The sequence below is a fragment of the Corynebacterium sp. LaCa_70 genome, assembly GCF_058182015.1.
The window spans coordinates 704,361-717,795 of the sequence record NZ_CP190914.1 but is presented as its reverse complement, the minus strand read 5'-3'; the positions used below and the strand labels follow the sequence as shown (position 1 = coordinate 717,795).

Annotated in this window: 13 protein-coding genes; 6 read left to right on the top strand and 7 right to left on the bottom strand. The window is 55.8% G+C overall.

The window, feature by feature from the left end; genetic code table 11:
• Window positions 1-3 precede the first annotated feature (3 nt).
• The 4 genes from ACP8MI_RS03225 to ACP8MI_RS03210 form a co-directional block, all read right to left on the bottom strand.
• Window positions 4-285 (bottom strand): DUF485 domain-containing protein, encoded by a 282-nt coding sequence (locus tag ACP8MI_RS03225; protein WP_018121179.1) that lies wholly within the window; start codon window positions 283-285, stop codon window positions 4-6.
• 465 nt (window positions 286-750) lie between these two features.
• Entirely contained in the window at window positions 751-1,602 is an 852-nt protein-coding gene (locus tag ACP8MI_RS03220; protein ID WP_049150482.1) for an aldo/keto reductase, read from the bottom strand.
• Between the two features lie 107 nt (window positions 1,603-1,709).
• Window positions 1,710-2,078 (bottom strand): FKBP-type peptidyl-prolyl cis-trans isomerase, encoded by a 369-nt coding sequence (locus ACP8MI_RS03215; protein WP_049150480.1) that lies wholly within the window; start codon window positions 2,076-2,078, stop codon window positions 1,710-1,712.
• A 210-nt stretch (window positions 2,079-2,288) separates the two neighbouring features.
• A complete protein-coding gene (locus ACP8MI_RS03210; protein ID WP_284589926.1) occupies window positions 2,289-3,584 on the bottom strand; it encodes a citrate synthase in 1,296 nt (431 codons plus the stop codon).
• A gap of 322 nt (window positions 3,585-3,906) precedes the next feature.
• Here ACP8MI_RS03210 and serC point away from each other — a divergent pair, with 322 nt between their 5' ends.
• Genes serC through ACP8MI_RS03195 form a run of 3 tightly spaced genes read left to right on the top strand, consistent with a single transcriptional unit; the run spans window position 3,907 to window position 7,467 of the window.
• Entirely contained in the window at window positions 3,907-5,040 is a 1,134-nt protein-coding gene (serC, locus tag ACP8MI_RS03205; RefSeq protein WP_284589922.1) for a phosphoserine transaminase, read from the top strand.
• A gap of 36 nt (window positions 5,041-5,076) precedes the next feature.
• The gene (sepH, locus tag ACP8MI_RS03200; protein ID WP_126844396.1) at window positions 5,077-6,522 is read left to right on the top strand and encodes a septation protein SepH; all 1,446 of its coding nucleotides are present in this window, start codon (window positions 5,077-5,079) and stop codon (window positions 6,520-6,522) included.
• Between the two features lie 27 nt (window positions 6,523-6,549).
• Window positions 6,550-7,467, top strand: a complete 918-nt coding sequence (locus tag ACP8MI_RS03195) for a DUF6928 family protein (protein WP_126844394.1) — start codon at window positions 6,550-6,552, stop codon at window positions 7,465-7,467.
• Here the strand turns inward: ACP8MI_RS03195 and ACP8MI_RS03190 are convergent.
• Window positions 7,464-8,465: a TrmH family RNA methyltransferase gene (locus ACP8MI_RS03190; RefSeq protein ID WP_126844392.1), complete on the bottom strand. Its 1,002-nt coding sequence runs from the start codon at window positions 8,463-8,465 to the stop codon at window positions 7,464-7,466. The genes ACP8MI_RS03195 and ACP8MI_RS03190 overlap by 4 nt on opposite strands.
• A 15-nt stretch (window positions 8,466-8,480) precedes the next feature.
• Complete coding sequence (locus tag ACP8MI_RS03185) at window positions 8,481-10,046, bottom strand: NCS2 family permease (protein WP_238635843.1); 1,566 nt, start codon at window positions 10,044-10,046, stop codon at window positions 8,481-8,483.
• Between the two features lie 154 nt (window positions 10,047-10,200).
• On the opposite strand from ACP8MI_RS03185, the gene ACP8MI_RS03180 reads away from it, so the two are divergent.
• Together ACP8MI_RS03180 and ACP8MI_RS03175 are read left to right on the top strand one after the other, a co-directional pair.
• On the top strand, window positions 10,201-11,025 hold the full coding sequence (locus ACP8MI_RS03180; RefSeq protein ID WP_126844390.1) for a glutaminyl-peptide cyclotransferase: 825 nt from the start codon (window positions 10,201-10,203) through the stop codon (window positions 11,023-11,025).
• 106 nt (window positions 11,026-11,131) lie between these two features.
• A complete protein-coding gene (locus ACP8MI_RS03175; protein WP_026168004.1) occupies window positions 11,132-11,698 on the top strand; it encodes a DUF2771 domain-containing protein in 567 nt (188 codons plus the stop codon).
• 21 nt (window positions 11,699-11,719) lie between these two features.
• On the opposite strand, the gene ACP8MI_RS03170 is transcribed toward ACP8MI_RS03175, so the two are convergent.
• Window positions 11,720-12,103, bottom strand: a complete 384-nt coding sequence (locus tag ACP8MI_RS03170; RefSeq protein WP_018121168.1) for a cold-shock protein — start codon at window positions 12,101-12,103, stop codon at window positions 11,720-11,722.
• Between the two features lie 535 nt (window positions 12,104-12,638).
• Here ACP8MI_RS03170 and ACP8MI_RS03165 point away from each other — a divergent pair.
• Entirely contained in the window at window positions 12,639-13,319 is a 681-nt protein-coding gene (locus tag ACP8MI_RS03165; protein ID WP_126844389.1) for a resuscitation-promoting factor Rpf1 domain-containing protein, read from the top strand.
• Window positions 13,320-13,435 lie beyond the last annotated feature (116 nt).

The following is a 13,435-nucleotide window of genomic DNA, read 5'->3' as shown; positions in this document are numbered from 1 at the left end:
AGTTTAGCCCTCCATTTTCTCGCGGATAGCCGCCTGCCGCGGTTCCAGGTTTTTATTAGCGAATTTCACATACATCCAGGTAATCACGAAGGTCGTAACAAATTGAAGGATGCCGAGTACTAAGCCAATGTTGAAGCCACCGCCCATTTCAATCGCCATTGCTTCTGGGAAAAACGTAGCGACAACAAGGAAGGCGAAAAACCACAACAGCGCGATGATGATCGCAGGGAAAGTAAACCCCCGAAAACGGGTCTTCAGATCAGCAAATTCTTCTGATTTGCTCATCTCAATAAATTCCTCGGACGTAGCTTTACGCCGGGGTTGATTGGAAGGAGCTCCTGCCATTTTCTCTCCTATTACTTCTGGTGCGACGATTACACGTCACGTTCCTGTTCACGTCACTGTGAAACACCACTCACACAATTGCGTGAGTGCGGCAATTTCCTGCGACACACATGTTACCTTTCTTACAGATTGAGGAATAACTTAACCCCTATCACAGAAAAGTTTCCTAAAAGAAATCACCCCCGCCAATCCTGCGACCTGCACAAACCTGTTCCCACCCCTCCCCCATCTGGAGCCTCAACTCAAGCTAAAAAATATATGTGAGTCCCCTGACAAAAATGCGATCGAGCTTAACGCGAATCGAAGAGTTTTACTCTAAAACATTAGCCCGCCCGGGAACTACGTCCTGGGCGGGCTAATACCGTGCAAATTCTAGCGTTGCAGCGACTACCTCTGCTTCAACGATTACGACTCGTGCGGGAACACCTCCGGGTCGCCAAAGATACGGCCAAAGCCTGGCATACCGGCCAAGGAATCAATCGTTTCCGTATCTTGCGCGGACAACTGCACAGCTAACGCACCAGCGTTTTGCTCCAAGCGTTCACGCGACGAGGCTTTCGGAACCACGGACACGCCTTTATCCAACAGGTAGCGCAGAACGACCTGGGCTACGCTCGCCCCGACGTTGTCTGCAATCGCTTCCAGTTGTGGATTGTTCAGCACAATGCCTCGTGCCAGCGGCGACCACGCTTCTACGCGTGTACCCAACTGTTCATTAGCAGCCAACTGCTCTGGCTGGTGAAAGCCCGGGTGCAATTCAATCTGGTTGAGGCTTGGCGCAGTATTGGTGGCATCAACCAGCGCTTGCAGGTGTTCAGCATTAAAGTTCGCCACACCTGCAGAAACCAATTCATCGGTCTCGCGAATCTCCAAGAGCGATTCCCAGGTTTCCACGTACTTCCCACCCTGTGGGTAGGGCCAGTGGATCAGGAAGTTGTCAAGATAACCGAGGTCCAGTTTGCGCAACGATTCCGCAAAGCCCTGTTTAGCTTCTTTATTACCGTGCTGATCGTGCCACAGCTTGCTGACGACATACAGTTCTTCGCGTTTGACATCACCAGCTTTGATCGCGTCGTTCAATGCACGCCCAACAGCTTCTTCATTGTTGTAGAGACGTGCGGTGTCGAAGTGCCGGTAGCCAAGCTCGACGGCTGTGCGCACGATTCGTCCCACGTCTTCGGAATCCATTTTGTAGGTTCCCAAACCAAGCTGCGGCATGGTCGTGGAATCATTCAGAGTAAAGGTTGGGATAGTCATACCCCCAATGATGCCATCAAAAACAAAAATGGCGCCACGGCCATAAAAATGATCGCGGCGCCTTGAGCGCTTTCAGGCCACGGGCCTGCTATAACCAAGCGAAACGCTTAGTGAGCATCACCGACCGAGAGAAGGTCGATCATGAAGACCAACGTGCGTCCAGAGAGTGGGTGTCCGCCTCCTGCTGGACCATATGCTTTGTCCGGCGGGATGATCAGCTGCCGACGTCCGCCGACTTTCATCCCGGGAATACCTTCTTGCCAGCCAGCGATTAAACCTTGCAGCGGAAATTCAATGGTTTGGCCGCGGTCCCATGAGGAATCGAATTCCTGGCCAGTTTCATAGTCGACACCGACATAGTGGACTTCCACTACTCCACCGGCAGCGGCTTCGGCACCGTCTCCGATGACGATGTCTTCAGATGCGAGATCAGTCGGTGCCGGGCCCGAAAATTCTGCAATCTCGGGTTTTTCCATTGCCATAATTCTCCTTGTGAACTGGGAAATATCTTCACGTTGCCAAAAAGACGTCAAACGATCGTCGTAACAAACCACGTCTTGCTTTGGCACTCATCACCAGTGATGAAATGCGGCAGCCAAAAAGGCTGGACCTAGTGTGACTAGATCCAGCCTAGGCGCTACGCAGGCTTTCGCCAAGAGTGACGCGCCTGCGGCACGCAGAAAGGTTTAGCGCTGATCCAGCGATGGGACGTCACGGCGACCTTCGCCGGTATAAATCTGGCGTGGTCGGTTGATCTTGGTCTGCTCGGTCAACTGCTCACGGTACTGTGCAATCCAGCCTGGGAGACGGCCCATAGCAAACAAAACGGTGAAGAAATCCGTTGGGAAGCCCATAGCGCGGTAGATCAGCCCGGTGTAGAAGTCTACGTTCGGGTACAGCTTGCGCTCGACGAAGTAATCGTCGTTCAGAGCGATTTCCTCAAGCTTCATGGCCAAGTCCAGCATTGGATCTCCGCCCAGGTGCTCCAGAATCTCGTGAGCGGATTCTTTGACGATAGCCGCGCGTGGATCGTAGTTCTTGTACACGCGGTGCCCGAAGCCCATCAGGCGAACGCCTTTTTCTTTGTTCTTCACGCGGTTCATGAACTCGGTCGCATCACCATCGTGGTTGTTCTGAATGTCATCCAACATCTCCAGAACTGCCTGGTTAGCACCACCGTGCAGTGGGCCAGACAAAGCGTTGATGCCGCCAGCGATGGAGACGAACATATTAGCCTGCGCAGAACCAACCATGCGAACGGTGGAAGTCGAGCAGTTCTGCTCGTGATCAGCGTGCAGGATAAGCAGCTTGTCCAGAGCCTTGGCCAGGACTGGGTCTACTTCGTATTCCTCAGTTGGGTAACCGAACATCATGCGCAGGAAGTTCGAGGCTGGATCCAAGGAGTTATCTGGATACATATACGGCTTGCCCTGGGAGGCACGATAAGCGTACGCAGCCAACATCGGAACCTTAGCCAGCAGGCGGATTGTTGCCTTGTCCAGCTGCTTTTCATCCAGCGGGTTCAGCTCGTTCTGGTAGTAGGTCGACAAAATGTTGACCGAAGAAGCCAAAACCGCCATTGGGTGAGCATCACGTGGGAAGATGTTGAACTGTGCCTTGAAATCTTCATCCAACAAGGTATGGCGCAAGATATCGTTATTCCACGCATCCAGCTGTTCCTTGTTTGGCAGCTCACCCTTGATCAGCAGGTAAGCAACTTCGTTGAAGCTACAGTTGTTGGCCAAGTCCGCGATGTCATATCCACGGTGGCGCAGAATTCCTTCATCACCATTAATAAAGGTGATCTTCGATTCAGTAGAACCGGTGGATACGTAGCCTGGATCATAAGTTACATAGCCGGTCTCGCCGAGCATCTTGCCCAGGGCCAGGCCTGAGTTTCCCTCGGTTGCTTTAACGATCGGCAGTTCGTATCCACCACCAGGGTAGTGAAGTACAGCCTTGTCATTATTGTCAGAAGCCACAATGAACCTTTCGCTAATTGGTTGAATCGCAATAATCGATAATACGGAAAACGACTCACCGATGGCGGATCCGGCCAATTCCGACCGCATCCTGGTGGCACTCATATTACCAAACTGTGTGATGCCATCAACATTATTTCCGCAATAGTGGCCCAAAACTCCAGCCACTAGCCGCACGCTCACCGGTCACAGCCTATAGTGAAAGGGCACGGTGGACACAGCCAGTAGTGCTAGCAGTGCCAGCAGTGCCTGCATACAAGAACCGCAGACGCGAACCGAACTAACTGCACTTAACGTCGTAATGAAGAAAGGCCTTTTGAACATGGATTCTGCATCCCAACTGACTCTGCCTGAACACTTAATTCCGTCGGACGGACGCTTTGGCTGCGGCCCTTCCAAGGTGCAGCCAGCCCAAATTCAAGCTGTCGTCGACGGCGCTAGCACCATCATTGGAACTTCCCACCGCCAACCAGCAGTCAAAGATGTCGTTGGAAATATTCGCGATGGACTTGCCCAATTATTCAACATCCCAGAAGGTTACGAAGTCGTCATGTCAGTCGGCGGCGCCACCGCTTTTTGGGATGCCGCCACCTTTGGTCTGATCAAAAAGAAGTCTGGCCACGTGAGCTTCGGTGAGTTTTCCGCAAAATTCGCCAAGGCCTCGCAGCAGGCGCCGTGGTTGGACGAGCCCACGGTCATCAAGGAAGAGCCTGGGAGCGCTCCTACCCCACAGGCTATGGATGACTGCGATGTCATCGCGTGGGCACACAACGAAACCTCAACCGGCGCAATGGTCCCGGTACAACGTCCAGAAGGCAGCGATGCACTCGTCGTCGTCGACGCCACCTCCGGCGCTGGCGGCCTTGAGGTCGATATCGCAGAAACAGATGTCTACTATTTCTCACCACAGAAGTGCTTCGCTTCTGATGGTGGATTGTGGTGCGCAATCATGTCGCCAGCAGCGATTGAGCGCATCAAAGAAATCAAGGATTCCGGTCGCTTCATCCCGGCCTTTTTGGATTTGCAGACAGCTGTGGAGAACTCGCGCAAAAACCAAACCTACAACACTCCGGCGGTCGCAACCTTGCTTATGCTGGATGCGCAAATCACATGGATGAATAACAACGGCGGCTTGGCCGGCATGGTAGAACGAACCCGCGAATCGTCCCAGATTCTCTACGACTGGGCTACCGAACGCAAAGAAGCTAGCCCGTTTGTCGGCAACGCCGATAACCGTTCCCTCGTCGTCGGCACGATTGACTTCGACGATTCCGTCGATGCGGCCCAGCTAGCAAAAACCTTGCGTGCTAACGGCATTCTGGATGTGGAGCCATACCGCAAGCTGGGACGCAATCAGCTGCGCGTCGGCATGTTCCCTGCCATAGAGCCGGGCGATGTCTCTGTGCTCACGCGTGCTATCGATTATATTCTCGATAACGGTAGCGAAAACCGGTAAGATTTTCGGCAGCTACTGCACACTAAGGAGTCAGTTATGCACCAGTTAGCATTCGAAGGCCACGACCTCCAAGCCTCGGTTTTGTACTTTCGCGACGAGGACGGCCAAAGTTACGAGCTTCCCGTCAGTGACGAGCTTCTGCGCGTCTTAGGAGCGCACGCTGCCCCGTCGCAGACAGCTGGTGCTACTGGTTCTGCTTCTCATTCTGGTTCTGATTCTGCAGTCACGATCATCGAGCAGGTAGATCCGACTGACACAGCTACGGATACTGCTCAGGACACAGAACGGGCCAACAATGCCCTGTCAGCGAGCTCCCAGGACCACCACGCAGGCACGGACAACGAGCACGACGGCAACACCGCTCCGAACCTAGCGGCCATGCCGTCGTCTAGCTCTACCACTAACGAGAACTCCGATGGCAGCACGGATGGGGCGGCGCACATGCCGGACGCCAACTCGTCTGCGCAGCAGGAGCCCAAGCCAGAAATTCCGCACATGGTTCCTACTGGCGGTAACCAGGGGGCTAGCGGTGGCGGCCGTGGCATGGCTGATCGTGATCGATCGCGTAATCAGCCTATGTCGATGCGTCCGAACCAAATTCAACAACGAATCCGGGCCGGTGCCAGCGCACAGGAACTTGCCGACGAAATGGGCGTCGATGTCTCCCGGGTGGAGCCTTTCGCACACCCAGTCATTTTGGAGCGCGAACGTATCGCGGAAATGGCAAAACAAGCCCACCCTGTCCGGGATGGTGGCCCAGACCGGCTCACCTTGTGGGAGGTACTAGCTACCTCGTTTGCTGCGCGCGGACATTCGCTGGCGGATGCACACTGGGATGCACACCGCAGTGTGGCCGGAGAACCCTGGACCATTGAGGTGACGTGGACTGCCGGTTTATCTCAGAATTCCGCGCAATGGCTCTTCCACCGCCACCCTACTTCCGCCGATACTGTCGAACCCCGTAACCCCGTGGCTGCGGATCTCGTCGATCCCGATTTCATCCAGCCGGTCCGCTCAGTGACATCGTTAACCCGTCCCCAACGAGTCGGTGACGATGCCCGCGATGCATACAACGCAGGTTTCGACGGCCTCATCTCAGGCGATCAGCTTCCAGAAGACGAACTATCCGCGCATAAACAACGCAAGCGCGCAGGTTCGCACCCATTACAGACCGCAGATACCTCGCGAAACGCGATCGATAATCCTGGCAGTCGTTCAGGCGACGAAGAAGACACCCGCGATGACATCCCAGTCGTGGCAGACGGGGACGGAACCGCGGATGAGACTTCTGATCGGACGGATCGCACAGACACAGAACAAACAAACGGCGATCCAGCAAACGACGGCCAAGCACAAGACAACGAGTTTCTGCAACACCCAGACTCCGAAGCACCGAAAAAACGCCGTCGCAAAGCAACCACCCCACACTGGGAAGATGTTTTGCTCGGCGTACGGGCCAATACCAAACGCCCCCGCCGCTAACCCCAACTATCGCATCGAAGGTTTGCTATGACGCAGTACGAGGCTCGCCAACCCGGCACCCCGGATCCACTTTCCGACGGCTCACAACCAGCAGACCGCTCTGCAGTGGTCACACTGTGGTTCCTCGATGCTGCAGACCAGCCAGCCCAGATTTTGGCCAATAATCCCGTCGCTGACCGCGGTTTTGGCCGGAAATATCTTGCCCAAATGTACCCTTCAGCACCAATCACTTTGCTGGGGCAATTCCCTTTGAACCGCTCTGCCCAGGTCTCTGCCGAGGAATACTATATCGGTGCTTACCCGGGAATCACCGTGGTACAAACCATCATCGATGATGCCCTGGAGTTATCTAAGCTATCGCCGCGCTTACGGGAATCTCTTCCAGCACAAGACGTCTACGCCTTTGCCTTCAATGGTGAGACTGGGTTTGGTGGTATTGCACACTGGCATGAAGGCGAGCTTTATCGCAGCCTCACCGCGACTCGCTATGCAACTTTCGAAAACGAGGGCCTGCCCGATGGTTTTGAGGCACCACTGTGGGCTGGCGAACGCAGCCCACAGCTCGGCGGCATTGCTTTGCCCTTCGCGCCAGCTGATTTGCTTGCCGACGCCCACAAAGCCTGGCTCGGCATTGATTTTTCTGCGGAAGGCCCAGATATCGACGTCGTCGGCTTCGCACTCGACGGCCGCCCGGAACCCAAATTCGCCCGCGGCCGCACGGGCGGCTCACATGCACTGGTAGAAACCACCGAGAAAACTGAAAACTACGACGACTACGAAAATCACGCAGCAAACGCCGAACAATCATCAATTACCTCGACGTTTATGACTGGCGCAACCACCACCGCCCGTATCGTGGGCAAGCTCGGAAAAGTTGCAGCGCGACAGACGCGCACTGGCTGGGCGAAACTACGCGAGCAGTTGCGCCACCTCGACCGCAATTAATCTCGCGCGCGCCAACGTTCATAAAGACAACACGCGGCAGTCGTCGCGACATTAAGAGAATCTGCGCCGGCCGCCATGGGGATAACCGCTCTGCTATCGGCAGCTGCCATGGCGTGGCTGCTCAGCCCGGGCCCCTCAGCCCCCAGCAAAAACGCGACTTTCTCCCGGCCCGTGCCATCATCGTGCACGAGGCTTTGACGAAGTTCTACTGAACCATGTCCGGGGCTCAAAGCAACGACATGAAATCCACCCTCTTGTAAACCAGCGAGGCCATGGTGCCAATCGTTGGGCCCGCCAGCAATGCGAATACTAGGCACGCGTAATGCTTGGCCTAGGGAGACCCGAATAACGCGGCGGTCCCACAAATCACTACAGCCAGCACCAACCAGGATCGCATCAGCCCCCAGCGATGCTGCGGAACGAAAAATCGCACCAATGTTATCAGGGTCGCCGACTCCTTCTAGGATGACGACGGTGCGGGCACCGTGAAGAATCCCCGAAGCGGAAGAAATTTCAGGTCCAGACGTTGCGCGCCCGGATAGTTGTTGTAGATCCGGGATTGCTGGCCGTGGCGCCACACCGAGTAGCCCGCGGTGCAAATCGAACCCCACTACTTCGCGCAATAACGCGGCGGGAACGTCATACACTGGGATCTCTGCTGCCACGATCGCGTCCCACTCCCCCGGGTAGTCTGCAGCAAATTGCGCTAGTTTTTCTCGCCGCCCAAAAATGGCCGTTGGTGCAACCACTGCATCTTGTGCGCACATGCGCGCTAGCGGTAGCGCGCCGTCGGCAAGCACGACAGGCGAGCGCTTCGCTGGTACATACTCCCCCTTCACGCCCACTGCTAAGCGCGGTTGGCGATCCGGCCGCAGCCGCGGGTGATTCAGCAGCCGGATATCAGCGAAGACCGGATCATCTACAGAAACCCCTGCCGTATTAGTCGCTACTTTATCTACGGAGGCGGTAGCCGCAGAGTTGTTTCCACTCGGCGCCATGGGAAAGCCTGCGTCCTAACCCACAACCGCACGTAGCGGTTCAATGGCGAAAAAGATGATGAACAAACCGGTAAGCAGCCACATGATCCAGTGGGTCTTTGCGCCTTTTCCAGCAAACAGGTTCATGACAGTAAAGGCAATCACTCCTACTCCGATTCCGTTGACGATGGAATAGGTAAAAGGCATCACCAGAATCGTCAAAAAGGCAGGCAACGCAATGTGGAATTTATCCCAATCAATGTCTTTCACCTGGCCCATCATCAGCACACCGACGACAACCAGGACGGGTGCAGCAGCTTCCATCGGCACGATTTCATACAACGGGGTCAAAAACATCGCGGCCAAAAACAGCAGGCCCGTAACAACGTTTGCTAAACCTGTGCGTGCACCATCGGCGACACCGGCGGCGGAATCGGCATACACGGTGTTCGACGACGACGAAGTAACGCCACCAACCACAGCACCGAAACCTTCAACAACCAGTGCCTTCTTCAAATTCGGCAGGTTGCCATCGTCGTCGACAAGCTGGCCTTGCTTACCCAGGGCGGTCATCGTGCCCATCGCATCGAAGAAGTTCGCGAGCACCAGCGCAAATACCAGCAACGTGGCCGCCAATGCGCCAACTTGCGTGAAAGCGCCCACGACATCGATCGCGCCAACTAATGAAAGATCAGGCATACCGCCCAAAGAATCTGGGACCGACGGTACGGCCAAGTTCCAGCCGGTGGGATTGGCTTCGCCTTGGTCATCGACGGAGGGACCGGCCTCAGCGATAGCTTCGACGATCACGGCGATAACGGTGGTAGCAACGATTCCGATGAACAGGCCACCGCGAATTCCGCGAACCATCATGAATCCGCAGATCAGCAGACCAATGACGAAAACCAGGGTGGGCCAGCTAGCAATGGAGCCGTCGATTCCGAGCTGGACAGGAACTGTGGTTCCGGCGGCATCCGGGATACGGCGCACGAAGCCGGCGTCGACCATGCCGATCATGGTGATAAACAATCCAATGCCGACACCGATAGCGGATTTCATCGCCGCCGGAATGGCATGGAAAACGGCCTCCCGGAAACCGGTGATGGCCAGAATGACGATGATAATACCGTCGATGACCACCAAGCCCATGGCTTGCGGCCAGGTCAGCCCTTCTCCCATGACCAGGGTGACCGCAACCAGGGTGTTGATGCCCAACCCGGCCGCGAAGCCGAACGGGTATTTTGCAATTACCCCGAACAGGATGGTCATGACGCCAGCCGCCAGTGCGGTCACGGCAGCGACCTGTGGAATGCCCAGGACCGTGCCTTCTGCATCTTCCGTGGTGCCTAAGATCAGTGGGTTCAGGATGATGATGTAGGCCATGGCGAAAAAGGTCACGACCCCGGCGCGGATTTCGCTCGGGATCGTCGTTCCTCGTTCGCTGATGTGGAAGTAGCGGTCCAGGAATCCACGCTCAGCCTGTGCGTGTGCTGTGGAGTTTTCTGCGCTGCTTTCTAGGCTGTTTTCTGGGGTGGTTTCTGCCGCGGAATCTGCGTGTTGACCTGTTGCAGAGTGCGCTGGCTGTGAAGGCGGTCTTGTCATGTCCCCATTATGAACCACATGCGGCACAATAAACGACATGGGTCCCCGTACTATATTCACAGCAGGCTGCCATTCTCCCCGCAGGAGCGTTCTCGCTGCGGGATTAGCCGTGGCGGTGCTAGCGACAGGTTGCAGTAATGCAGAGGAATCTGCCGTGCCAAAAACCGCTGAGTCCGCTGCTCCGGCCGCAGGTGAGGCAACCGGTCGGACAACGGCACAGGCAGAATCCGCCGATAATTCTGTCCTTAGCTCAGCAGCCATGAACTCCGGAGACGTTAAAAAACTCGTGCCAAAGGTGCTTGCCACGCACCCGTTTTCTCCGGAGTCTTTTACCCAGGGTTTGGAATTTGACGACGATGGTTCCTTGCTGGTGGGCACTGGGAAGTGGGGGCAGTCGCGCATCTACCGTGCCAATCTCGCTGACCATTCCATTGCCGAGCATGCTGAGCTTGCCGACGAGTTTTTCGGTGAAGGTATCACCCGCTCTGGCGATATCATCTGGCAGTTAACTTGGCAGGCCGGCGAGGCCATTGCACGCGATCCACACACGCTCGCAGAAACCACACGCGTGCACTACGACGGCGAGGGATGGGGTGTCTGCGCACGCGAGGGAGAACTATTGGTTTCTGACGGCTCGGATACCATCAGCAAACGCGATCCGGTGACTTTTGCACCACGCGCTGGTGAGGAGCTACGGGTTACAGCGGCTGGCACGCCCGTCGGCAAGATTAATGAGCTGGAATGCGTCGGCGATGATGTCTACGCGAATATCTTTTTATCTGATGAGATCATTCGCTTTTCGGCGGAAACCGGGGAAGTGGACGCCGTGATCGATGCCTCGGGCTTGGAGAATAATGCCACAGCTGATCCCAATCACGTGCTCAACGGCATCGCGTTCCAGGACAGCACTGGTCATTTCTTTGTTACTGGGAAGCGCTGGCCTGATTTATACGAGGTGGAGTTTGTCCCAGCCGGTTAAACCGAGTTCTGCCGGTTCTAGCATGCTATGCGGGGTAAGCATGTTAGGGCGGTAAAAATTCGTCCCCGCTGCTTAATGTATAACGCCGAAAAGTATGCTGGTGGGCATGGCTACCCGTAAAGAAGCGAAGCGGAAATCGCTGATTCAGGTTTTGGTGCTCATCGTCGCGGTCGTTGTTGTCGCCGTTGCTGCCCTCGTGTTCCAAAACTGGTGGCAAAACCGTCCGGGGGCGGAGCCAAGCGAGATCACCGTGCATGCCAGCGTCGGAGACCGCGAAGCCGAGATCACCCCGTATCTCGTATGCGAATTGGGTGAGGAATGCCCCGAGGGCGAAGTAAATGAGTTGCTTGTCGACGCCGACGAGACGTTACGGCTGGAAATCCCCGAGGAAATTTATAGTACGCAGTGGCGAGTACTGCAGATCTATGATGACCCAGCCGCTAATGATGAGATCTTGCATGGTTCCTATGACACCGATTCGGTAGAAATTTCCGGGTCCGCCGATGATGCCCGCCTGCTCGTCGTAGAAATTTCCACTGTTGTGGTGGGCACTGACGACGAGGGCGAGGAAACTCCGTATTCAGTCGTGTGGTCCATTTCGACGATGGACGGTGCGGATCTTCCGTACGACGAGGAGGGCGAGACCGACGGAGGCGAGGCTCCGGCGAACTAGGCACACTAAGTTGCGGAAATACTAGGCGTCGAGGTCTTTCGCAATCGCGCGCAAAATTTCTGAGACGTGGCGTCCGGTTTTCCGGTCCGGGTAGCGCCCATTTTCCAGCGCTGGCTGTACTTGGCTTTCGAGCACTGTCATCACATCCGAGACCAGAGAGTGCAGTTCTTCTGGTTTCCGTGCGATTCCAGCCTTCCGCCGCGGGTTATCCAGCACCTTGACGCGAAGCGCCTGCGGCCCCCTGCGCCCAGCCGCGAAGTCAAATTCAATGCGCTGGCCCGGCAAAAGCTCGTCAACGCCGTCGGGCAGGACATTCTTGCCGACGAATACGTCCGCATCGCCTGGATTAGAGGCGAAGCCGAATCCTTTTTTTGCGTCGTACCATTTCACTTTTCCAATCGGCACGATTCCACCACCTTCGTTATTATTTCTCGTTCTGTGTCGTTGATCTTTGTGTGCGCGGGTATCTGTTGTAAATGCGCGTAAAGTCTCTATTATATCCGGGCTAATTTTAGCCCACCAACCTTAACGCGAAACGAGAACTGTAGGCACAGACGCATGGCGGTTGTGGTGTCACCAATGATGCCGAAACCAGCGGTGCCAATGACACCGATAGCGGAGACAGCAATGCCGTGGGAAGGCTGGTCCTATGCCCTCACCACATTACTGTGACTTAGTTCATATGGCACGTTCACCTGCAGTTTCTTTCTCTGTAGTTTCACATTCACCACATTCATCACGATTTTGTGTCCATTTTTGCGCCAAAGCGTGACACATTCGTTATAAATCGCTAGTCTTTCTAGGCAGGCACACGGTCACCATCGCGCACTTGCCACAACCAAGACCGCACTACGAACCCGAGCAGGGCGCGATACGACCACCACGATCTGTGCAGCAATCGTTACACACGGGTTCAGTATGCGGCACAAGGAGAAATCCAATGGGACGCCACAGCAACGTGAAAAGCAAGCGCATGACCAAACTTGCAGCAGCCACCGCCGCCGTGGGCGCTTCTGCTGCACTGTTTAGCCCAGCTGCCGATGCCGCACCCATCTCCGACTGGGAACGCTTGGCAGAATGCGAAGCAGGCGGCGACTGGTCCATCAACACTGGTAACGGCTTCTCTGGTGGCCTACAGTTCACCAATTCCACCTGGCACGCCTTCGGCGGCGGACAGTTCGCCCCTGCTGCACACCAGGCAACCAAGTCGCAGCAGATTTGGGTTGCAGAGCGCACCCTGGCTGGCCAAGGATGGGGCGCTTGGCCTGCATGCTCCGCCAAGCTGGGCTTGAACTCCGCACCTAACTTGGACCGCTCACCAAATGGCGCTGCCGCTGCCGCTGCCCCAGCTCCAGCCCCAGCAGCTGCTCCTGCGCAGTACACCGGAGAGCGCGCCGCAACCGGCCCAGCCACAGGCAACGCTTTCCAGCCGGTGGAAGATCTATACCAGCAAATCGAGTCCACCTTGGCAAACTACGGTCTGGCTGTTCCAGCACCAATCGCAGACGCCTACCAGCATGCACTGGCTCAGGCCAAGGGTGCCGTCGCTGGAGTTCCTAACGTCGATGAGTTCTACCGGGCTAATGCGGGCGCTATCGATTCCATCCTGAACCTGCGCTAAAAGCCCATAAGCCCTCAACGGCTCTGATAGGTTCTTGTCAGGCTTAAAGCGCCCAAGCTAAGGCGCCCAAGCTAAGCTACGGCACACTGTAACAAGCCCTAGAATCCAAGCCGCTG